At 42.5% G+C, this 23,218-nt stretch carries 17 protein-coding genes; 6 read left to right on the top strand and 11 right to left on the bottom strand.

Annotated elements, in window-relative coordinates:
* Positions 1–26 precede the first annotated feature (26 nt).
* Together H6G18_RS08535 and ligA are read right to left on the bottom strand one after the other, a co-directional pair.
* Entirely contained in the window at positions 27–4,241 is a 4,215-nt protein-coding gene (locus tag H6G18_RS08535; protein WP_190406662.1) for a chemotaxis protein CheB, read from the bottom strand.
* Between the two features lie 404 nt (positions 4,242–4,645).
* Complete coding sequence (gene ligA / locus H6G18_RS08530; protein ID WP_190406661.1) at positions 4,646–6,679, bottom strand: NAD-dependent DNA ligase LigA; 2,034 nt, start codon at positions 6,677–6,679, stop codon at positions 4,646–4,648.
* A gap of 388 nt (positions 6,680–7,067) precedes the next feature.
* Here ligA and H6G18_RS08525 point away from each other — a divergent pair, with 388 nt between their 5' ends.
* A complete protein-coding gene (locus H6G18_RS08525) occupies positions 7,068–7,436 on the top strand; it encodes a KGG domain-containing protein (protein ID WP_190406689.1) in 369 nt (122 codons plus the stop codon).
* Positions 7,437–7,556: 120 nt separating this feature from the next.
* Here the strand turns inward: H6G18_RS08525 and H6G18_RS08520 are convergent, their stop codons facing one another.
* Entirely contained in the window at positions 7,557–8,318 is a 762-nt protein-coding gene (locus H6G18_RS08520; protein WP_190406660.1) for a class II aldolase/adducin family protein, read from the bottom strand.
* Between the two features lie 185 nt (positions 8,319–8,503).
* Positions 8,504–9,979, bottom strand: a complete 1,476-nt coding sequence (locus tag H6G18_RS08515) for a GTP-binding protein (RefSeq protein WP_190406659.1) — start codon at positions 9,977–9,979, stop codon at positions 8,504–8,506.
* Positions 9,980–10,206: 227 nt separating this feature from the next.
* Here H6G18_RS08515 and tpiA point away from each other — a divergent pair, with 227 nt between their 5' ends.
* Positions 10,207–10,932, top strand: coding sequence for a triose-phosphate isomerase (gene tpiA / locus H6G18_RS08510; protein ID WP_190406688.1), 726 nt, complete (start codon positions 10,207–10,209; stop codon positions 10,930–10,932).
* Between the two features lie 126 nt (positions 10,933–11,058).
* Positions 11,059–11,913: a dihydropteroate synthase gene (gene folP, locus H6G18_RS08505; RefSeq protein WP_190406658.1), complete on the top strand. Its 855-nt coding sequence runs from the start codon at positions 11,059–11,061 to the stop codon at positions 11,911–11,913.
* A gap of 46 nt (positions 11,914–11,959) precedes the next feature.
* Here the strand turns inward: folP and H6G18_RS08500 are convergent, their stop codons facing one another.
* The 5 genes from H6G18_RS08500 to fabI all read right to left on the bottom strand — a co-directional run bounded on the left by H6G18_RS08500 (position 11,960) and on the right by fabI (position 17,584).
* Positions 11,960–12,796 carry an SPFH domain-containing protein gene (locus tag H6G18_RS08500; protein WP_190406657.1) on the bottom strand — a complete coding sequence of 279 codons (837 nt, stop codon included), beginning with the start codon at positions 12,794–12,796 and terminating at the stop codon, positions 11,960–11,962.
* A gap of 329 nt (positions 12,797–13,125) precedes the next feature.
* On the bottom strand, positions 13,126–14,604 hold the full coding sequence (locus H6G18_RS08495) for an SLBB domain-containing protein (protein ID WP_190406656.1): 1,479 nt from the start codon (positions 14,602–14,604) through the stop codon (positions 13,126–13,128).
* 201 nt (positions 14,605–14,805) lie between these two features.
* Positions 14,806–15,828 (bottom strand): ABC transporter ATP-binding protein, encoded by a 1,023-nt coding sequence (locus H6G18_RS08490; protein ID WP_190406655.1) that lies wholly within the window; start codon positions 15,826–15,828, stop codon positions 14,806–14,808.
* A 241-nt stretch (positions 15,829–16,069) separates the two neighbouring features.
* A complete protein-coding gene (gene hisB, locus H6G18_RS08485; protein ID WP_190406654.1) occupies positions 16,070–16,699 on the bottom strand; it encodes an imidazoleglycerol-phosphate dehydratase HisB in 630 nt (209 codons plus the stop codon).
* A 108-nt stretch (positions 16,700–16,807) separates the two neighbouring features.
* Positions 16,808–17,584, bottom strand: a complete 777-nt coding sequence (gene fabI / locus H6G18_RS08480) for an enoyl-ACP reductase FabI (RefSeq protein WP_190406653.1) — start codon at positions 17,582–17,584, stop codon at positions 16,808–16,810.
* A gap of 472 nt (positions 17,585–18,056) precedes the next feature.
* On the opposite strand from fabI, the gene ntcA reads away from it, so the two are divergent.
* From ntcA to H6G18_RS08465, 3 genes are all read left to right on the top strand, one after another.
* On the top strand, positions 18,057–18,728 hold the full coding sequence (gene ntcA / locus H6G18_RS08475; protein ID WP_010998529.1) for a global nitrogen regulator NtcA: 672 nt from the start codon (positions 18,057–18,059) through the stop codon (positions 18,726–18,728).
* A 169-nt stretch (positions 18,729–18,897) separates the two neighbouring features.
* Complete coding sequence (locus H6G18_RS08470) at positions 18,898–20,388, top strand: DUF3084 domain-containing protein (RefSeq protein ID WP_190406652.1); 1,491 nt, start codon at positions 18,898–18,900, stop codon at positions 20,386–20,388.
* Positions 20,389–20,564: 176 nt separating this feature from the next.
* Complete coding sequence (locus H6G18_RS08465; protein WP_190406651.1) at positions 20,565–21,011, top strand: pre-16S rRNA-processing nuclease YqgF; 447 nt, start codon at positions 20,565–20,567, stop codon at positions 21,009–21,011.
* A 218-nt stretch (positions 21,012–21,229) separates the two neighbouring features.
* On the opposite strand, the gene H6G18_RS08460 is transcribed toward H6G18_RS08465, so the two are convergent.
* Together H6G18_RS08460 and H6G18_RS08455 are read right to left on the bottom strand one after the other, a co-directional pair.
* Complete coding sequence (locus H6G18_RS08460) at positions 21,230–21,493, bottom strand: DUF3146 family protein (RefSeq protein ID WP_190406650.1); 264 nt, start codon at positions 21,491–21,493, stop codon at positions 21,230–21,232.
* 765 nt (positions 21,494–22,258) lie between these two features.
* The gene (locus tag H6G18_RS08455; RefSeq protein WP_190406649.1) at positions 22,259–23,149 is read right to left on the bottom strand and encodes a hypothetical protein; all 891 of its coding nucleotides are present in this window, start codon (positions 23,147–23,149) and stop codon (positions 22,259–22,261) included.
* Between the last annotated feature and the right edge of the window lie 69 nt (positions 23,150–23,218).

Genomic DNA, 23,218 nt, shown 5'->3' with positions numbered 1-23,218 from the left:
CGCACTGACGCACCCTACTACTTAACTTAAACCCTAGCGCGTCCAGATAAGGAAGCAACTAAAGCTACTAACTGTGTGGGTTCGATGGGTTTAGAGATGTGGGTTTGAAAACCTGCTGCTAGGGCCTCTGTGTACTCTGTATAGCCAGCATAAGCGGTCAGGGCGGCGGCGGGAATTTGTCCACCCTCCTCAGCACTCAGCGCTCTCACCTGACGAATTAATACATAACCATCTTCCTCTGGTAGACCGATGTCAGATAGGAGTACGTCGTAACTGCCAGGATTTTCTCTGAGTTTTGATAACGCCTCCCTTGTAGAAGCTGCTTCTGTCACTTTAACCCCGTATTCCTCAAGTACTAATTTGAATAGTAGGCGGATGTCTGGTTCATCATCTACTATCAGCACCCACACACCTTCTAGGGAGGGGATATTATCTGTAAGTAATTTTGGCTCGTTTGTGGAAATAACTGGCTCTTGAGTAGTGGCTTCAAGACGTTCTTCTAGTTTGGCTTGCAGAGGTAGCTTGACTGTAAAGGTTGACCCTTGACCCTCACCTTGGCTTTCTACCTCCACTGTACCGCCGTGGAGTTCTACTAAGTGGCGCACAATCGAAAGTCCTAATCCCAAGCCCTGATTTGAGCGGGTTCTGCTACCATCAGCTTGGCGGAAGCGTTCAAAAACGTAGGGGAGAAAGTCAGCTTTGATACCAGCACCCGTGTCTTTAACTTGAATTTGCGCTTGGAAATCAGTGTACTCTAGTGTGACATCAATTCTTCCTCTGGCTGGAGTGAACTTAATGGCATTAGATAGTAAATTCCAGATGACCTGCTGTAAGCGAATGGGATCGCCTAACATTGGTATGTGTGTGGGATCTAACCTAGTTTCAATTTGAATATTTTTGGCTTCGGCTGCTAGACGGACGACAGCGATCGCTGCTTCAATTACAGGAATCATCTCTATTTGTTGGGCATCCATCTGGAGCCTGCCTGAGCTAATGCGGGAAATGTCTAACAAATCACTGATGAGATGGTTTTGAGCCTGGGCGCTGCGCTCGATAGACTCTAAACCCTGGTTAACTGTATCTTCTTCTAGTTTGCGCGTTCGCAGCAAATTTGCCCAACCGAGCATGGAATTGAGTGGGTTCCGCAGTTCGTGGGAGAGAATTGATAAAAACTCATCTTTGGCATGGTTGGCTGCTTCAGCCGCATTGCGAGCTGATTGTTCTTGAGCCAAAAGATGAGTGCGTTCGGCCTCTAGCTGCTTCTGCTGAGTAATATCTTCAATTACCAGGAGAATCATTGGCCTATTGTCTAATAGCGTCATTTTCCGGGCATTGAGCCGCATGATCTTCTGCCCAATTCGCTCGAAGTTATGCTCAACTTCTAGGTTTTGAAATTGGGTTTGTTGGGGGAGAATGTTTTCTAAGAGCGATCGCAACTGAGGAATATTCCACTGTCCATCCCCAATTTCATAGATGAGGTGGTGTTCTGTTTCTTCTGGTGTCACCTGGAATTTTTCGTAGAAAAACTGATTGGCGGTAATCACCTGTAAATCTATATCTAGCACCACTAAAGATTCCCGGATGGTTGCCACAATCGCTTCCGCGTAATCTTTAGATGCTCTGAGTTCTTCGGTGCTGCGTTTAAGGGCATCAATATCAACTAACACAACTACAGCACCGTCAATTTTATGGTCTATTGTCCGATAAGGTCTGATTCGCAGGTCATACCAATGCCCATCATTGTCTTGGACTTCCTGGGTTTTCAGGTTGAGTGTACCTACTACCTCGAGAATTTGTGTCTCTAAGTCAGGAATATTCAACTTGTGGTTAATATCACTCAGTGGTCTGCCTATATCCGTAACAATCAGGTTAAAGATTCTCCCTGCTGTGGGAGTGAAGCGCCGAATCCGCATATCTCCTCCCAGCATGAGGATGGGAATATTGATACTACTAAGTAAATTCTGTAAATCGTTGCTGACCTGATTTGATTCGACATTTCGCCGTTGCAGTTCTTCGTTAATTGTGTTTAATTCTTCGTTAGTTGCCTGAATTTCTTCTTTAGCAGTTTCCAGTTCCTCATTGGTACTTTGCAGCTCTTCGTTGCTGGAAAGAATCTCTTCGTTGGCTGCTCTCAGGTCTTGATTGGTGGCTTGCTGTTCTTCAATAATTGATTGCAGATACTCTTTTGTAGTTGCTAGTTCCTGTTCAAGTCGGTTCATTTCCTGCTCATCATTCGTTTTTTGACGCTTGGTAGAAGTAGTATGTTTACTGCTTACTTCTAGCGCAGGTGTCACCGATGACGGCATATCCTCAAACAGAACTAAAAAGTAGCGTTCTTGCCCAGCAGTTAGTTGGAAGGGAATAGCATCAATCCTCACCTGCCTAATTTGCTCACCATCACTGAGTTGTATGCCTTCTTTCCTCACCGAAATTTCCTGCTTTTTCGCTTGGTGAATGGCGGTACGTAGTTCTAGCCGCAATTCTTCCTTTGCCATCTTCAGCAAATTAAAGCTTGGTCTACCAGGTGCAGGTTGCAGATATGAACTAGTTTGTCCCCGAAACTGCAAAATCTCCAGATCGTCGTTAACAATAACACCGACGGGAGCATATCGGTTCAATATAATCCGGTCAGCTTCTTTTTGCATTTCCTGATTATTCAAAACATCCTCGTTGATTTTTGGCTGGGGGTTCAAAGTTTCTAAAGGATAGTTTTGTGAGATAAAATCTATACCCAACCGCGCCGGAGCCATTTTCCGGGAATAAATTTTGTTCTTTCTATCTACCAAGTTAAACAAGTCTGAAAATTCACCCACTGTTTCCGATGTGCCTAACATCAGAAAGCCAGTTGACTTGATGCCATAGTGGAATATTGGCAGGAGCTTCTTCTGCACAGTAGCTCCCAAATAAATTAAGACATTGCGACAGGTAATTAAATCCAGCCGAGAAAATGGGGGATCACTGATCAGGTTTTGTCTGGCAAAAATACACAGTTCCCGCACTGGCTTACTAATTTGGTAGCCACCTTCTACCTGCACAAAGAAGCGCTGTAGACGCTCTGGAGAGACATCTGCTATCTCGCTGGGTTTGTAAACGCCGATTCTAGCTTTTTCAATCGCCACTTCATTGACATCAGTGGCAAAAATATTAATTGGTGTATTGCCGACTTTATCTGTCAAAAATTCTAGTAAGCATATAGCAATAGAGTAGGCTTCTTCACCTGTGGAACATCCTGCTACCCAGATACGGATGGGTGAATCTGGCCTTCGCTCCTTGGTAATAATGGGAAAGATATTAGTCTTTAAAGCTTCAAAGGCTTCGGGGTCTCGGAAAAACCCTGTCACCTTGATTAATACATCTTGATATAATGCCAGCACTTCCGCCTGGTTAGTTTGCAGATACTGGGCGTAATCTTCCAGCTTTTCCAGTTTGTACAACATCATCCGCCGCAGGATGCGCCGCTTGAGGGTAGTCTGCTTGTAATGGGTAAAGTCAACCCCAGTAGCAGCCCGTAGCAGACTAAAGATTATGGAGAGTGAATCAGTACCTTCCGGCATGATCTCAACCTGTTTGCTGGGTATTGGATGATTAATATAGGGATGAGAACTGATATTTGCCAGTTCCTCGGCAATTTTTTGGGGAGTAAGAATGAAGTCTACATGACCAGAAGCTATGGCTGTATTTGGCATACTACTGACTCTGGCCGATTCCTCACACTGGGCAAAGGTAATACCACCCGCCGCCTTGATTGTTTCTAGTCCCCGTGCGCCATCGGAATCGCCCCCCGATAAAATCACACCAATGGCTTTGTTTCCCCGATCCTCCGCTAAGGAAATCAAGAAACTATCGACTGTCATTGATACACCCCGGATCTTTTCCAGAGGTATCAGTTTCAGCAACCCTTGAGCAATGGTCATTCTGGTATTGGGAGGAATGACGTAAACATGATTCGGTTCCACCGCCATCCCCTCCTGTACTTCCGCTACAGGCATTTGGGTTGTTCGGGAAAGAATCTCCGTCAATAAGCTTTTTTGATGGGGGCTTAGGTGTTGAACTAAGACAAATCCCATACCAGTATCAGTTGGCAAATGTCTCAGTAATTCTGTGAAAGCCTCTAATCCCCCCGCCGAGGCTCCTATACCAACAATGGGAAACAATTCGTTCTGGTTGCCCTTTTGCTCTTCGGAGGCTTTAGCGGTTGAGTTATTGGGTTGAGATTTCTTGGAAGACCGCCTAGAGTTCATTAGTTTAGCCGAAATAATTCGACGTGTTTAGTGATGAGTGGGGAAATTTGCTGTGTCTATGTTTACTGTATGGAAATGTTAACGCGATACAGTGAATTTGGCTATTCGATTTTGTAATGAATAACCAAATTTTTACTTTAGAGGATGTTTGAAAAGTATTATTGCTAACATCAAAATCTTAAAAACCTAACCCCCTAGCCCCCTTCCCTACAAGGGAATGGGGGTTTCAAAGCCTCTCTCCGTTTGCCTAACGGCAGGCTAACGCCAACGGGGAGAGATTTGGAAAGGGGTTCTTAGTATAATTTTCGACTTTTAAAACATCCTCTTAGGAAGAGGAAAAATTTTAATTTAGTTTATTTGGTTGATGTAAATCCAATATCTACAGTTAAATGCTTAAAATATCGTTAGTCTTCTAAAATTTCTAAAAACTGTGTTTCAGTTAACTGGGCAATCCCCAATGCCTGTGCTTTTTCTAATTTGGAGCCTGCATCTTCACCTACAACCAAATAATCGGTTTTTTTACTGACGGAATCAGTTACTTTCCCCCCAGCTTTTTCAATTAAAGCTTTAGCTTCATCACGTTTTAAGGTTGGCAAAGTACCTGTAACTACAAAGATTTTTCCCTTTAACTTTAGGATACCATTATCCATGACTGGTATTTCTTCTGTTTTTGCAAATTGTAACCCTGCCGCTTGTAAGCGTTCAATTAAAGTTTGATTAGCATCAATCCGAAACCATTGGTAAACAGATTGGGCAATTTCTGCACCTATTCCATAAATCCCGGCAATATCTGACTGTTTAGCTGATGCTAACTCTACTACTGCGCGATATTTTTCACTCAATAATTGGGCATTGACGCTACCTACATGACGGATGCCTAAACCATATAATACTCGTGACCAAGGCTGATTTTTTGATTGAGCGATCGCCTCAATTAATTTCTGGGCTGATTTTTCCCCCATTCTTTCTAATACAAATAATCGCTCTGCTGTCAAGTCATATAAATCGGCGACGGAATGCACCAAGCCTTTATCTACGAGTTGATGCACCAATTTTTCTCCCACACCTTTAATATCTAAAGCATCACGACTCACCCAATGTTCAATTGAGCCTTTGAGAATTGCTTGACAGGAAGCATTTACACAGCGAGTCACAGCTTCCCCTGTCTCTCTCACTACAGGCTGTCCACAAACAGGACAATCTGTAGGCATAATAAAGGCTTGGGTATCAGCCGGACGCAGTTCTTTGAGTACCCTGACGACTTCGGGGATAATTTCCCCAGCCTTGCGGACAATCACAGTATCACCGATGCGAATGTCTAATTGCGCGATGCGATCGCTATTATGTAAGGTAGCTCTAGAAACAGTAGTTCCCGCCAACTGTACCGGACGCATTTGAGCCAACGGAGTTAACGCTCCCGTCCTCCCCACATTCACCGCAATATTTTCGACACGGGTTGGTGCTTCTTCGGCGGGATACTTCAACGCCACCGCCCACCGGGGGAATTTTTGGGTAAATCCTAACTGTTCTTGGAGTTTAAAAGAATTGAGTTTTAATACTACCCCATCAGTCATGTAGGGTAAATTTAATCTTTCCGTATCCCAATATTTATAATAATCGGTAACTTCTGCTAAAGATTGACAAAGCTGATGCTGGGAATTTACCCGAAAACCCATTTTTTGCAATAATTCCAAAGCTTCCCATTGAGTATTAGCAATACTCGCATCATCCATCCCGGAAATGTGCAGTGTGTAGGCGAAGAAATCTAACCGTCGTCGCGCCACAATCCTTGAATCTAGTTGTCTGAGTGTACCAGCCGCCGCATTGCGCGGATTAGCAAACAACTGTTCCCCGGCTTTATGTCTTTCTTCGTTGATTTGTTTAAACACTTCCAGAGGTAAGAAAGCCTCCCCCCTAACTTCCACCTTGGCAATATTTTCCATACCGTCAAAATTCAACCGCAGGGGAATTGAGCGAATTGTCCGCACATTTTGGGTGATATCCTCACCAGTCACCCCATCACCCCTAGTTGCACCCCTGACTAAAATACCATCTTCATAAGTGAGAGCGATCGCTGAACCATCAATTTTCAGTTCCGCCACATATTCCGCCTCTGTTGGCGCTACTTGTCTACGCCAACGTTGATCCCAAGCTTGCAACTCATCTATATTGAAAGCATTCTCTAAACTATATAAGGGAATATTGTGGCGCACAGAGAGAAACTGTGTTGCTGGTCTTTCCCCGATACGCTGTGTCGGACTATCTGGTGTAACTAATTCTGGATGCTGAATTTCCAGTTGTTGCAGTTCCCGATACAGTTGGTCATACACTGCATCCTCCATGATGGGTGCATCCAAGACATAATAGGCATAGCTGGCTTGTTGCAACAACTGGCGCAGTTCTTCTACGCGCTTGACTTCAGAATGAGTTTGTACCATTAGACTTTTGCAAAATACCTAGCGGATAGAACTTTCAAGATAACCTGCTGCTGACAGGCTTTTGCTCCTAAACCCTAGATTAAAAGTTGACGGGTTGAGCGTTTAAATAAAAAACACCTACATTTCTAGGTTACTTAGTTTAATACAAAAAATTCCACGTACATTTGTTAATTGGGTTAAGAAGAGTCATGATTGCAGATATATTAATCCGATTTGATTCCTGACTTCACTTCGGTTATATGTCGAAAGTTGAAGCTCTATCACCAATGATTCCCACCAATGGGACATGAAGGTAACTAAATTAGTTGGCTAAATTGAGAACAAATCATATAAAGATTTTCACTGGCTGAAAAGTCAACAAATCTGCTTAGTTACAAGGAGCAAGATGATGGCAGATACAAGTAAACGCGGCTTTGCTTCTATGGATGAAGACAAGCAACGGGAAATCGCCAGCAAAGGTGGACAGGCTGCTCATGAAAAAGGCACTGCTCACGAATTCACCTCAGAAGAAGCTCGTGAAGCTGGACGCAAAGGGGGCGAAACCGTCAGCCAAGACAGAGAACACATGGCTGAAATCGGTCGTGAAGGTGGTAAACATTCTCACGGCGGTGGACGCAAAAAACAAGAAAGCGAAGACACTGAAGACACTGAAGAAATTGAAGATAGCGGTGAAGAAAAACAGACTCGTGGTGGTACAAGAGAACAACACTCTGAAGCCGGAAAGCAGAGTCATAAGAATTCAAACAAGAAAAAATAGTTCTTGTTTGATTTGTGAACCTTGAAAGGCTCAGATACCCGACTTCTTTAAGAAGTCGGGTATCTTTTAGTTGGATTTGTGATTTAAAGATTTTTAATTGCGAATTACATTCCCTGTTTTCTAATCAAATAAATCAGGTTCTTCGCGCACAATTCTATCGTAAAGAGGTTGAAAACTAAACCAACCTGCCTTAGGTTCACCGACTTGACTATGAGTTAAGCGGGCGGTTTCATGGCTAATTATTTTGGGTTTACCCGCAGCTTCTGCTAATAATTGTGCTTGGCAAGTACGCTCTAGAGTTATATACCAAAAGGCGGCTTCATCTACTGTGTGTCCTACAGTGAGAATGCCATGATTACGTAAAATAATTGCTTTATTCTTACCTAAGGTTTCAGCCAATCGCTGACCTTCAGAAGCTTCTAAGACGACACCTGTATAATCATCCAATAAACTATGGTCTTCGTAAAAAATACAGGCATCTTGTGTTAGGGGGTCAAGCAGACGACCCAAGCTAGACCAAGCTTTACCATAAATTGAATGAGCGTGAGCAGCCGCAACTACATCAGGTCGAGCTTCATGGATTTGGGAATGGATGGCGAAAGCGGCTTGATTGATTGACCCATCGCCTTTGACTACATCCCCATCTTTATTGACTAATACCAAGTCGGAAACTCGAATATGTCCAAAGTATTTTCCTAGAGGATTTACCCAAAAGTGGTCTGTAAATTCGGGGTCACGCGCTGTAATATGACCTGCAATTCCTTCGCTAAAGCCAAACCTACCAAAGAGGCGGAAGGCGGCTGTTAGTCTTTGTTTGCGGTGCAGGCGTTCTTCTTCGATGCTGTTGAATGTTGGGGCTTGGGGTCTACTAAATATATTCATTGTTTTCCTCCTGTCGCAGGGAGTCTGGCAATATCCAGAACTAACTAGATATCGCCCTCTGGAGGTAACAGACGGTAGATATCACTTAGTTGTAGCGATCGCTGCCTCACTACTTCTAATTTTGCATATCTTTACTAAACTAACACCATCTACTCAATTGTGAACTTTCAAATAACTTTTTCACGTCATTTATGAAGTTTTACCCGTAATTCATCTTTGATGCGATTGAGAATAGAATTTTCATCAAGGGTTGCCAAAATTCTGTTAATGACTGCTTTCGGCCCGTCCGGCCCCCACGTCGCTCCATTGGCTAAATAAGCTTTGGTAACTTGTCCAATTCCGTAGGAAGACACACCAGCTACCCCAGCTTGGGTTAGCGCCACCGAAATATAAGGCCCAAGGGTGACACCAGATGTAGCCGTTGCAGAGATACCAAGTAAAGTTTTTAACCCACTTAATCCCAAGTTCGCCAACAATTCACTCACACCAATACCACCCATACTTATGGCAATTTTTTGTAATAACTGCACGGCACCGGCTTCAGTCATGGGGATACCATAGAGTTTAGATAAACCTAAAATCAGAGATATATCTATAACAATGCTACTCAATACATCTACCACAGTAATGGGATTGAGAGCGATCGCCACAGCTTTAGTCATCACCGCTTTCCAAATTAACTCATTGGCGTTCTGTTCCCGAATCATCAATTTACGCTGCACCAATTGCTCATTCACATTATCGGCAAATAGCATAGTGTTTAAGGCGACTAAAGCCTTACCCTCTCGTTGCAAAATCTCCAAAATCTTCAACTTCAGTTCTGCAACTTGAGCATCACCCGGACGTACTTGCACCCCCCTACTCCCATCAGGACGGCGTACAGCAGTTTTTACCAGTGGTGATGCAGCCGCCATGACAATTTCTAGGGGTGTAACTAACTCCCTTACTCTTTCATCCCGAATCTTCTGGTAAATTGCCATCCTGTCTGCTTCAGGATACTGGTCTACCTTGTTAAATACCAGAATTATCGGTTTACCTGCTTCCCGCAATTGAGAAAGGGCTTCATGTTCAATCTTTGTCATATCCCCGGAAATCACAAACAGAATCAAATCTGCCTGCTTTGCTATCTGTTGTGCCAAGACAGCGCGGGTGTCTCCATCAATTTCATCCAACCCAGGAGTATCGATTAATTCTACCTGCGATCGCCCGACAGATGGTAAAGTCACCCGCAAGGCCCGTTCTGTTTCCCCAATCGCCTCTTCACTAATACTCCAATTAACCCGTTGAGCCGCACGGGTGACACCATGCAAAGGCCCTGTTTCAAATACAGATTCCCCAACCACAGCATTTAGTAAGGAGGACTTACCCCGTCCCACCATCCCAAAAGCTGCAATCTGGATCACCATGCTGTCTAACTTGCCTAACATGGTTGCCAAATCAGCAATTTCTGACTCTAATCCGGCTTTTTCCTGAGGACTGAGGTCAATATTGTCTACTAAGTTCCGTAGTGCCGATTGTGCTTGTTTATAGTTGAGTTCTGCTTGAATATCTTCAAAGCTAAAAATGGCACTATCAAGTTCTTCCTCCCAGTTGAGAGAATTTGCATCAGTATTGGTAGAATCACTTGGTTGAGGATCAGGCAAGGGTAATATCGAAGTCATATTAGTTTTATATTTTAATTTTTAAATTCACTCTATATTGTGATCCTAGTAATTTTTCCCAAGATATTTAACCAATACCCAAGGGAAAACAAGCTAAAAACAGAAGACAGTAGACTGTTGACTATGGACTATGGACTAATGACCAATGACTAATGACTAAATGACTAACAAAAAGTCATAAACTGAGAAGTGCATCTAGTAGCGTTAGGAACTTGACTAAATCACCTGTGCGGAAAATAGTTATTGCCGGTAACTGGAAAATGTTCAAAACCCAGGCAGAGTCTCAAGAGTTCTTAAAAGAATTTCTGCCTGCATTAGAGGAAACACCTCAAGAACGGGAAGTGCTGCTTTGCGTTCCTTTCACTGATCTTAGCGTTTTGTCTATGAGTTTACATGGAAGCCTTGTACAACTAGGAGCGCAAAACGTCCACTGGGCAGAAAATGGAGCCTATACGGGTGAAATCTCTGCCCCAATGTTGACAGAAATTGGTGTACGTTACGTCATTGTCGGTCATAGCGAACGACGACAATTTTTTGGGGAAACAGACCAAACAGTTAATTTGCGTCTGAAAGCTGCCCAAAATTACGGTTTAACGCCGATTCTGTGTGTAGGCGAAACTAAACAACAGCGAGATGCTGGAGAAACTGAATCACTGATTATCAGCCAACTAGACAAAGACCTGATTGATGTCGATCAGACAAATTTGGTAATTGCTTACGAACCAATTTGGGCAATTGGCACTGGTGACACCTGTGAAACAACAGAGGCTAATCGAGTTATTGGCTTAATTCGTAGCCAGTTGAAAAATCCTGATGTCCCAATTCAATATGGTGGCTCAGTCAAGCCAAACAATATTGATGAGATTATGGCTCAACCAGAAATTGACGGTGTTCTCGTGGGCGGAGCAAGTCTAGAGCCTGCAAGTTTTGCCCGAATTGTGAATTATCAGTAAGGAGTCCAGAGTCAATAGTCAATAGTCAATAGTTTTGGACTGTGGACTATTGACTATTGACCAAAAGAGGCAGGGGAGCAGGGAGCAGGGGGCAAGGGGGAAGTACGATTCTTTGACCAATGACTAATGACTAAATACAGTAAATTGATCATAGGCGATCGCTGTTTCCACTGGGGACAGCGTACTTATTTAATGGGTGTTCTCAATGTCACGCCAGATAGTTTTAGTGATGGTGGTAAATTTAATACTATCTCTGCCGCTTTAGCTCAAGCAAAAGCCCTAGTAGATGCTGGTGCTGACATTATCGATATCGGTGGTCAATCCACCAGACCAGGGGCAGAGCAGATAAGTCTCGCGGAAGAACTAGACCGGGTATTGCCAATCTTGCAGGCATTACGACCAGAAATTCCTGTACCTATTTCAGTGGATACTACTAGAGCTAGTGTAGCTAAAGAAGCTATAAAAGCTGGGGCAGATATAATTAATGATATTTCTGGCGGCACTTATGACTCCCAAATGTTGCCCACAGTAGCCAGTTTAGGCGTGCCGATAGTGTTGATGCACATTCGTGGCACACCACAGACAATGCAACAATTCACTGATTATCAAGATTTAATGGGAGAGATTGCTAGTTTTTTAGCTAACCAAATTACCACAGCCACAGCTTTGGGTATCAAACCCGAAAACATTATTATTGATCCTGGTATTGGCTTTGCTAAAAACTACGAACAAAATTTAGAAATATTACGCCGCTTACGTTCATTACGGATGCTAAATTGTCCTATTTTAGTAGGCGTATCCCGTAAAAGTTTTATCGGTCGAATTTTAAATCAACCAGATCCCAAAGCGCGAGTTTGGGGAACGGCGGCGGCTTGCTGTGCTGCGATTTCCAACGGGGCTGATATCCTACGAGTGCATGATGTTCACCAGATGCGCGATGTCTCTTTAGTTGCTGATGCACTGTTTCGAGGTGAGTCATGAGTTCTGAGTCAGAATTTCTTCCTCATCTCCCCCTACTCCCTACCTCCTACCCATGCTCGCCACTCGTACCGTTACCTTCAGTATTTACAGATTCAGCAATTACTTCTTTCATCAATTCACCTGTTTTGCCTGGGTCTACAAACACAACTTTGGCATTGGAACTTTCTCCTAGTCTATAGCTGGCATTGATATAATCTTGCGCTACTAAATAACGTAAAATCTCTTTGCTTTCAGGACTGGTACGTAATGCTTCAGCAATTATCTGCATAGATGTCATCGTTCCTTCTGCTTTTTTAATAGCAGCTTGGCGTTCACCTTCAGCTTCAGAAATGAGCGCCCGTTTTTTGAATTCAGCCGCTCGTTCCTCTTCCATTGTTTTTCGCACACTTTCCGGGGGTGTAATTCTTTGAATATCTAACCGGATAATTTCAACTCCCCAATCTGCGGTTGTGCTATTCAACTCACTTAAGATGGTTCGGTTCATTTCATCTCTGGTGACATTGGTTTCCTCTACAGTGTTTTGAGCAATAACTTCCCGAAGTGTGGTTGTCGCCAGTTGATTTAGCGCTCCTTGTAGGTCTTCAATTGCATAAAAGCTTCTCTCAATATCTCTGATACGCCAGAAAAGAATAGCGTCTACTTCTAGGTAAATATTATCCCTAGTGATCACATTTTGAGGTTTGATATCTATATACTGCTCGCGCGTAGTATCTTCCATTACCACCTGATCAACCAAAGGCACAATAAAATTTAAACCCGGCGTTAGCGTGCGATGTCTCCGTCCCAAGCGTTCAACAAGGGCTGCATTCCCTTCATGAATAATTTTTGCAGATCCTAAGGCATAGCCGATAAGCGCTAAGACTATAGCAATAATTGGCTCCATATATGATGCTCCTATTACCTTTTAGGGCAATTTTAGTTTAAAGAACATAGTACTACCATGCCCTACATTTAAGTCTAATGTGTCAAGTGGTGAACTACCCGATACTGATGTTTTTACATACATCTTGGGCTGGCTAGTTCACTGAAACTGCTGACTCAACTCTATATTTTTCTGGGAGCAAACGTGAGTTTAAATATAATTAGATAATTTCAATAATTAATATTTATTTAATATTGAATAATAAATAGCGATCGCACTATCGCCTAATTGCTCTGCTAAATTCAAAAAATCTGGGGACGAAACAAATTACTAGCGCCCCCAGCAAAGAATTAAAGCCCGAAAAACCTTAAGAAGTTAAAGATGATACCTAAAGGCCCTGCAACTATATTCAGGGTATCACCAGTCCTAGCTATATTAGAGCGACCAACTACCACAACATCATTATTGCGAAGTATGGGATTGGTTTCTTCGTTAATTCCTTGATTGAAATCAACTTTTACCTCACGCTTAGTCACTGAACCATTGGGGTTAAGACGAATCAACTCTACACTGGCGCTACGCGCTCTAGCATCATTGAATCCACCAGCCGCCAGTAGTGCTTGGTTTAAGGAGCTATTTGGTCTAATGTCTACGGCTCCTGGGCGTTTAACTTCACCCACCACACCAACTTGAATTGTATTAGCAGACAAAGTAGTCATTGCTAATTCCGTAGCTAGTGCTGGGTTAACCTCAGTAGCAGTGGGAATAACAATTGTGTCTCCATCTTGGACAATTACGTCTTGATTGACATCACCAGTCCGTAATAGTTCTAAAAGATTGAGGTCTATACTTTGTTCGCCATTAGTTCTTGTAGGTCGGCGGAGCTTGATATTGGTAATATCTGCTTGTGAAGTAATACCACCAGCTAATTGAATGGCTCGTGTCACCGTTGGTAAACCACTGCCGCTAGCCCCAGCCCCGCCAGCCTGAGCTTCTGTCGAACCTGCACTCACAAGATATGAACCAGGGCGATTGACTTGACCAATTATGGCGACAGTGCGCGGTGCGCTTTGGCTGGCTGCAAAGTTAGCCGCGAATAAATTACGTGCTTCTGCTACGTTGAAAGTGGTCGCAGTAGGCACAATGATAACGTCTCCGTCCCTTAAAGTAATATCTTGTGTAGAACTACCAGTTTGGATTAGTTCCTTTAAATCCAGACTAACAACTTGCTCAGTAGAACCGCTAGTTTTACGTCTGAGCTTGACTTGGGTGACATCTGCTGCTAAGGTTACGCCCTGGGCTGTTGTGAGTGCAGCTAATACAGTAGGATATTGTACCCCTGGATTGTTACCTGCGCCTCCTTGCAAGCTTAAAGTATAAGCTCCTGGGCGTGTTACTTCTCCAGCAACTAAAATATTAATGGGACGGGGAGATAAAAGATTTACAGAAATCTGGGGACGTTTCAAATACCTGCGATATCTGTCAGCAATTACATCAGCAGCTTGTTCGGTTGTGAATCCTTGAACAGAAACACTGCCAATTAAAGGTAAATTGATAGATCCACCTGGAGGAATTTGGTATTCACCACCATATTCGGGTACTTCAAATACATTTACACGAATTAAATCGCCTCCTCCCAATAAGTATTTTGTATCTACTGGTATTGGTGCTGATACTTGTTGGTTAGTTGGAGGTACTGTTTGGGAATTAGGAAATACTTGTTGTCCCTGAGCTACACTGGCAAACGGCATAAACAGATGAGCAGCCGTCAACAAAGCTGCACCCACAGCTGGCTGTGATATAAATTTCAGCGAACCCGTGTTAAGCATATTTTTTAAACTCTGAGACTACAATCGGTAAAGTATTGTCTAAACATTTTAATCTTGACTATACTTAAGTATTTAGGTTTCCCGACAATTCTCATTTTCTTATCAAAATAATCTTAATCCGGGCAAATATTTTTTCTCCAGTTTAAATTTTTAGTAAAGTTATAGTAAAGTCTACCTGATTTCACTCACGAATATCTGTCATTAGTATTTTTGCTGAGATACTTCGGATTCTTCAACCTTTGTATTCAAAAATTGGTCTTGTTTTTGAATCTGATGGATAAAAAACGCTTCTAGAGACTGACGAGATAAGTTCATGGAAATAATTCGCCCACCCATCAAGCGAATACTACCTAGAAAATCGTAATAATCTTCTTGTAGTGTACCTTGCCAAGAACCATCAGGCTCAAATGCTAAATTAGCTAGCCATTTTTTGAGAATTTCCCAATCACCACCTTGACCTTTAACATGGTATGTGCTTTCACTACCTAGTAGTTCGCCCAGAGAACCAGAGCAAATTAATTCACCTTGAGCAAGGATGGCGATGCGATCGCATATTTGCTCTACCTCACTCAGAATATGGCTATTAAAGAAAATCGTCTTACCTGCGGCTTTTAGAGACAAGATAATTTCCCGCATCCGGTAGCGTCCCAAAGGGTCTAAACCAGACATGGGTTCGTCCAAAAATATCAACTCTGGGTCGTTAATTAGTGCCTGAGCCATACCCAGACGCTGTAGCATACCCTTGGAATAGCGGCGCATCTGTTTTTTGCGGGCATCAGCGACAGATAAACCCACCAAATCTAATAATTCGGGAATGCGTTGACGTTGCACACTAGCGGGAATTTGGAACAAGCCAGCAGCTAACTCTAAAAATTCCCAACCGGTAAGATATTCATACAAGTAGGGATTTTCGCTGAGGTAGCCAACGTATTGCTTGATGTGGCGATCGCCTAATGGCTGACCTAACAATAACCCTTTTCCAGAGGTAGGACGGATAATCCCCAACAGAAGTTTTAACAGGGTCGTTTTACCTGCACCATTTGGCCCTAATAAACCAAAAGTTTCCCCCTGATAAACCGTCAAGGAACAGCCTTTGAGGGAAACAACTTTTTGGTTCATCCAAAAGCCAGTGCGATAAACTTTTCGCAAATCAGAAGTCATGACTACTGGTGGGGTATCGATAGTAGCCAGTTGAGAATCAGGGGTGTCTGTTACAGACTTCATCTCAGTTCAATTAACACAGCATTGGTTATAAGTTACCCAACAAGATAACGGCGATCGCTACAAGTTTGTTAATTGTTGCAAATTATGAGGAGTAAGGAGTAATGAGTAAGGAGTAAGGAGTAATGAGTAATGAGTAAGGAGTAATGAGTAATGAGTAAGGAGTAAGGAGTAATGAGTAAATACTCTCTGCCCCTCTGCCTCCCCTGCCCCCCTGCCTCCCTTGCCCCCTGCCCCCTGCCTCTTACAAAACTCCCTTAGAACTGGGAATCGTAAGAGCGCGGCGAGGATCGATTTCTACAGCCATTCTGACGGCTCTAGCAAAGGCTTTAAATGTCGCTTCAATGATGTGATGGGAATTAATGCCATCTAATTGGCGAATGTGCAGCGTCATTTGGCTATGGTTGATTAATGCCACAAAAAACTCTCGCACCAATTGGGTGTCATAGGTTCCTACACGTTCAGTAGGAATTTGCAAGCCATAGCTGAGGTGAGGACGACCGGAAAAATCCAGTGCTACTTGTACTAAAGCTTCATCTAAAGGTGCTAAAAAATTACCAAAGCGGACAATACCTTTTCTGTCGCCTAATGCTTTACTAAAAGCTTGTCCTAAAGTAATACCTACGTCTTCATTTGTGTGGTGGTCATCAATTTCCCAATCTCCCTTAGCTTTGACATCCAAATCAATTAAGCCGTGGGAGGAAATCTGATGCAACATATGATCCAAAAAGGGAATACCAGTGGCTGCTGTGCAGATTCCTGTACCATCCAGATTGATCGTAACCTGCACATCAGTTTCTCCAGTCGTGCGATGCACTGAAGCAATCCGAGGAACAGAGGATAAATTAAGTTGGGGATAATCGCTGATTTGCATAACAAATAGGGAGTAGGGAGTGGGCAGAGGGGCAAGGTGCAGGGGGAAAGGGGAATCCTTTGTTATGTTTCTCCTCCTTACACCCGGTTCCCTGCTCCCCAAATCTTATTACATTCCCATAATTTCATATCCTGCATCCACATACAGGACTTGACCAGTAATACCACTAGCTAAATCACTAGCCAAGAAAGCGGCAGTATTGCCTACTTCCAATTGAGTCACAGTCCGGCGCAAGGGCGCTACTTGTTCTACATGGTGAATCATATCTAAAATGCCACCAACGGCACTAGATGCCAAGGTGCGGATGGGGCCGGCAGAAATGGCATTAACGCGAATATTTTGAGAACCGAGTTCAGATGCTAGATAACGTACACTCGCTTCTAATCCCGCTTTGGCAACTCCCATAACGTTGTAGTTAGGAACTGCTCTAACACCACCTAAATATGACAAAGTGATAATACTACCGCCTTCAGTCATCAGAGGTTTAGCTGCACCGCTTAACTGCACCAGTGAATAGGTGCTGATATCTAAAGCTGTGGCAAAGCCTGCACGAGAAGTTTGGCTAAAATCTCCAGTCAAATCATCTCTGTTAGCAAAAGCCAGACAATGAATCAGAATATCTAGCCTGCCCCATGTATCGCGGATGGAATCAAATGTAGATTGAATTTGTTCATCGTTTTGAACATTACAAGGAAGAAATAAGCTGGGGTTGAGGGGTTCTACGAGTTCGGCAACTTTCTTCTCAAATTTACCCCGTTCATCTGGCAGGTAAGTAATGCCAAGGTTCGCTCCGGCTGCGTGCAGTTGTTGGGCAATTCCCCAAGCGATGGAACGATTATTGGCGATACCTGTAACCAGGGCATTTTTTCCAGTCAGATTCAGCATAGAAACTTTCAATGTGATTCATGTGATCGATTCATTAGGAGCATACCTGAATCTGAGGTAACTTTATCGCACTGCGTGTGTGAGTTGTCAGTTGTTTTGCCACTTGACAAAAACTCTATCTCGCAAGTGGCGTAGAGTTCTTTATCTTTGTTTTATACAAGGTTAGTAAAAATGATGATTATTACGAGCGTTTTTTAGAATAAAATATTTGTTATTTCTTAAGATATTTTCAAGATTACTTAATTTTTTCTGCAAAAAACCTGATGCTTAGAGAAAGTAGAAGTATCTATCAAGAACTGCTGGCTAAAAATAGCAGAAATCGGGTATCATTATGAACAAATAACCATAATTTTGTACGTTTGAGTATAGGAAAGTACAGAATGGTTAACGGTGCTTTATTGATTTTTCAGGTGTATTCTTAGGTAATCAGTTTTTAGTTTTTGTTATTCCGGCATTGGGTAGGGGAAGGGAGATGATCGTGACACAAGATAAGGCCCTAGCAAATGTTTTTCGTCAGATGGCAACGGGAGCTTTTCCTCCGGTTGTTGAAACGTTTGAACGCAATAAAACGATCTTTTTTCCTGGCGATCCTGCCGAGCGAGTTTACTTTCTTTTGAAAGGCGCTGTCAAACTTTCCAGGGTGTACGAGGCAGGAGAAGAAATTACAGTAGCACTACTACGGGAAAATAGCGTTTTTGGAGTCCTGTCTTTGCTGACAGGAAACAAGTCTGATCGGTTTTACCATGCAGTGGCATTTACTCCAGTAGAATTGTTGTCTGCACCAATTGAACAAGTTGAGCAAGCACTCAAGGAAAATCCTGAATTATCGATGTTGATGCTGCGGGGTCTATCTTCGCGGATTCTGCAAACAGAGATGATGATTGAAACTTTAGCTCACCGAGACATGGGTTCGAGGTTGGTGAGTTTTCTGTTAATTCTCTGTCGTGATTTTGGTGTGCCTTGTGCGGATGGCATCACAATTGATCTGAAGCTATCTCATCAAGCGATCGCCGAAGCAATTGGCTCTACTCGCGTTACTGTTACTCGGTTACTAGGGGATTTGCGTGAGAAAAAGATGATTTCCATCCACAAAAAGAAGATTACTGTGCATAAACCTGTGACTCTCAGCAGACAGTTCACATAAAACAATTGGAGTCAGGGCTGGTGGCACGTGTTATATTTCTGTAAATAACACCCATAGTTGGAAGTAAATCGAAAATCTTGAGTAATTTCAGCTATTGCCACCCTCCCACTCTCCACAAATAATGATTGAAAGTAGTAGGCTGTATCTGGACTCAATTCGGTAGCTGAAGATGACCACCGGGTACATCCTCATAGCAGCAATTTTAATTTTGGGAGGTGTAATTGCCACTGTTGGCGATCGCATCGGTACAAGAGTTGGCAAAGCACGCCTCTCTCTATTTAATCTACGCCCCAAAAATACGGCTGTACTGGTAACAATTTTAACAGGTAGTTTGGTTTCAGCAACTACCCTAGCAATTTTATTTATTGCTGATGAAGGACTGCGACAAGGGGTTTTTGAGTTAGAGGATATTCAAAAAGACCTCAGGCAAAAAAGAGAACAGTTAAAAGTCGCAGAAGAGCAAAGAACTCAGGTAGAAATTGAGCGCAACAAAGTTAATCAAGAGCTAGAAACTACCAGAAGTGAAAAAAGACAGGTAGAAACTCAGCGAGAACAAGCCAAAAAAGAAAAATTAAAAGCACAACAAGAGCTAGCGCAAACCCAAGCACAATTCCAGCGCACGCAAAGCCGACTTAGACAAGTAGTCACACAATATCAAAAAGCGATCGCTGAACTGCAAAGCGTTTACAATCAAAGACAAGAACTCCAAGGAGCTGTTGAACAACTAAAGGCAGAACGCCAAAGGCTATATGCTGAAGCTAAAAAAGCCATAGAACAGCGCGATCGCGAAATAGCTAATCGCCAACAAGCCATAGAACAGCGTGACCGCGAACTAGCCAACCGTCAACAAGCAGTCGAACAGCGCGATCAAAAAATTTCGCAACTGGATAAACTAATTCAAAATCGCAACCGGGAAATTACCGCACGAGAAGACGTAATCGCCAAGCGTGAAGTAAGACTAAAAGAGTTAGAAAAACAACAGGATTATTTAGAGCAGGAAGTATCTAGACTGGAAAAATATTACCAGTCATACCGTGACTTGCGTTTGGGTAAACTTGCCTTAGTTCGCGGTCAAGTTTTGGCTTCAGGTGTAGTTCGCATCAACCAAGTTGCGGCTGCGCGTCAGATAATCCTGCAACTGCTGCAAGAAGCTAACCGCAACGCCAATCTAGAATTAAGTGAACCAGGCGCAAATTCAGCAAGTACAGAACTGCTACGCATCACTCCCGATAGGATTGAGCAGCTAATTCAGCAAATTAATGATGGTCGAGAATATGTAGTGAGAATATTCTCTGCTGGTAATTATGTCAGAGGAGAAAAGGAAATAGAATTTTTTGCTGATACAGCTAGAAATGTCCTGGTATTTTCTGGAAGTGAAATTTTGGCTACAACTACAGCCGATCCTCGTAGTATGACCTCTTATCAACTCAGACAACGGATAGACTTATTAATTTCCGCCTCTCAATTTCGTGCTAGGAATGCCGGAATCGTGGAAAGTGTGCAAATAGATGGTACTTTTCTGCGCTTTGTTTCCTTGTTGCGTCAGTTAGATCAACCAATAGAAATAAAAGCGATCGCCGCCGAAGACACTTATACATCTGGGCCATTGAGAGTAAGATTAGTAGCAATCCAAAATGGCAAAGTTATTTTGAGTACTTAAAAAAATTGGGAGAAATCAATTAAAAATTAAACATATTAAATAACTCCCAGAAAGTAGGGAGCAGGGAGAATGAAAAAGTGGTCTATTAAAGCATGAGAAAAACTTATAAAACCTTTATTAACTAAATATAATTATCAAATTTATTTGTATTCTGAATAATTAATTTTGCATTTATTATGACTTTTAGTGAATTTTCTCCAACACAACCAGTTATTTTAGGCTTTGACCCTGGTAAAGATAAGTGTGGTTTAGCCGTGATGGGATTGGATCGGCAATTATACTATCATCAAGTCGTCTCTTCCCTAGAAGCGATCGCTGTGATTAACACACTCAGGGAACAGTTTCCCATTTCCATGCTAGTCATGGGGAACCAAACCACAGCCAAACGTTGGAAACAGCAACTACAGCAAGAATTAGTCGAACCATTCAATATTGTATTAATAGACGAGCGTTATAGTACCTTAGAGGCACGCGATCGCTATTGGCAGATGTATCCCCCCAAAGGACTAACAAAGCTACTACCGCAGGGAATGCGCCAGCCTCCACGCCCAATAGATGATATTGTCGCCATCCTCTTAATCGAACGATATTTAAATCGCCTCACCGAGTCAATTAATGGTTAATAGTCATTAGTCCATAGTCAGTAGTCATTCGTTTTCTCCCCCTGCTCCCAATACGGTTCGGATAAGCAGGGGGTGCAGGGGAGGCAGGGGAGGGAAGAGAGTTATGATTAAGCAATTTCTCTTCCCCTGCTTCTATTCTCCCCCTGCACCCCCTGCTCGCCTCAACAGATAACTCTGTTAACCGAACCGTATTGCCCCTGCTCCCCATTCTCCATTCTTCACAATTGTGCGCGAATCTTAAAAGCATAGTCGCCTCCTGGTTCTAGCTGATAATCTTGCTGTTCCAAGAAGCGACCGAGAGGTTCTTTAATTAAAGCTCGACCTTGAGAAGGCTTCACCAAAAGTTCTCCTCGGCGGAAATGCCACTGGAAATGCCACTCAAAGTCACCAGCACACACGTCACCTTCTAGGAAGCCGTGTTGCCAGGATTGGCGGGTAATTTTGACATGGGCAGTAGTTTCTGGCAGACGTTTAGCACTCACAATGCTTGGTATTAAGTATGGAACAAAAGCTAACTATGTAAGCTATCTTTTATTTACCAAACTTCTCTCAAATCGACAAACTGACAAATGAGTATTTGTAGTTGAGCTAGGTATAAGTATATGGGACTGGGGAAATATGAACAGTTCAAAATAAACCAGTTTTCGAGGTTAAGGGAAAGGGGTATTACCTAAGCTTGGGTGTTTCTTCGGTTTTTACTTACTGAGATAATGAATTATACCTGTGTCTTAACTAGTTCTAAAAATCACCAAGTACTTGCTAAAATATGACAAAGCCCACAAAAGAAATATTTTATTTTTGAGATTTTGGCATTTTGGCAACTGATCCAAAATTGCCTGTGATAAGTTAATGGGAATTGTAAGTATTGATATGGTTAACATCCTCGACACGGCATAGATCACCGTTCTTGTTGTTATCATAAGTCTTCCTTACAATCTATATAAATTTTATTTTTCCTATTTTTCGGAGTCCAAGGTGTATTGCCACTTTCAAGCTATTTAGACGGGGTAAAACCCGTCTTTTTTTGGGGATACATTTGGAAAAGATAGATTAAATTGTCGTAAATGTAATTATTAATACTATGATTGAGTAATATCAGCTTTTTTGACATTTAGATACATCCTATAGGAAGATGCGATCGCCTCAAAATAACAGGTAAATTATTTCGGGATGTTGTTATGCACTGGATTTATAAAGAGGTTTGGTGGTGAGCCAAACCTTTTTTTTGTTGGTTGAAATATAATTACTCACCTGGCTAGCCACAAAGCAGCATTCCGCACAAAAGCTTGTATATCTTCTAAAGCGCGAGGCTCTTTTGTCATACCGTCTCCTGGAGCTTCATCAACAAACGTAGGACAACCTTTTTCAATATCCCAGTTGTAATCAACAAAGTGATGGAAACTGGAAGTAGCTATTGCCCTTCCCAGGCGATTTTTTTGTACATCTGTATGATGTTCAATTGCTACAATCAAATTGAAATTACGACTGGTGACAAGACTTTTTCCTAATGCAATTACTTGCGAATTCAGATTATTTGGTTGTACTCCAATACCACCTTCATGGGGATGAGCCGGAAAAAATTCAATCAACCCAGAAGGTGAATTAGGGTTATATAAAAGTTCATGAACAGGGTCTACAGGGATAATTTTTTGATAGTCACCATTGGCTCCAGAATGGTAATTAGGCCATGAAATATGTGTTGTATGTGGATCGTCACGATTCCAGCGAGAATCATCAGGATCGGGATTTTTGGTATTAAAATAATGGACTGCACCAATGTCAATCAAGCCGCACATGGAACAACCCATATCTTGATGATCTCTTGTTGTCAGGATTCCACCACCTCTTTTTCTAAAGGCGTTAATCCCAGACACATCTTTGTCTGTTAAACCATCACCAGTATCTAGAGCAAATAGCCAGAGTTCGTCAAAATCTGATTGATCTAGTGTACCTAAAATAGGGTCATCACCTCTGGCATCTGATGTGCGATCGCGTGCTACAACTGTAAATAACGGTTTTCCTGATTCATCTTGAATAGATTTTAAATAATCTTGCAATAGAGAAAAACGAAAGATACTCCAGTCATCTTCAGTTGTAGCGATAGTAGTCTGTAAGAGAATGCGAATTGGTTCTGCCATAAATTTTCCAAGTTATTGTTTAACCAATTGACTCATGGCTTTAAATGCCTGCATTACTTTACAACAAAT

Source organism: Anabaena subtropica FACHB-260 (genome assembly GCF_014697105.1).
Taxonomy (GTDB): domain Bacteria; phylum Cyanobacteriota; class Cyanobacteriia; order Cyanobacteriales; family Nostocaceae; genus Trichormus; species Trichormus subtropicus.
This window is presented reverse-complemented; position numbering and strand designations above follow the sequence as displayed.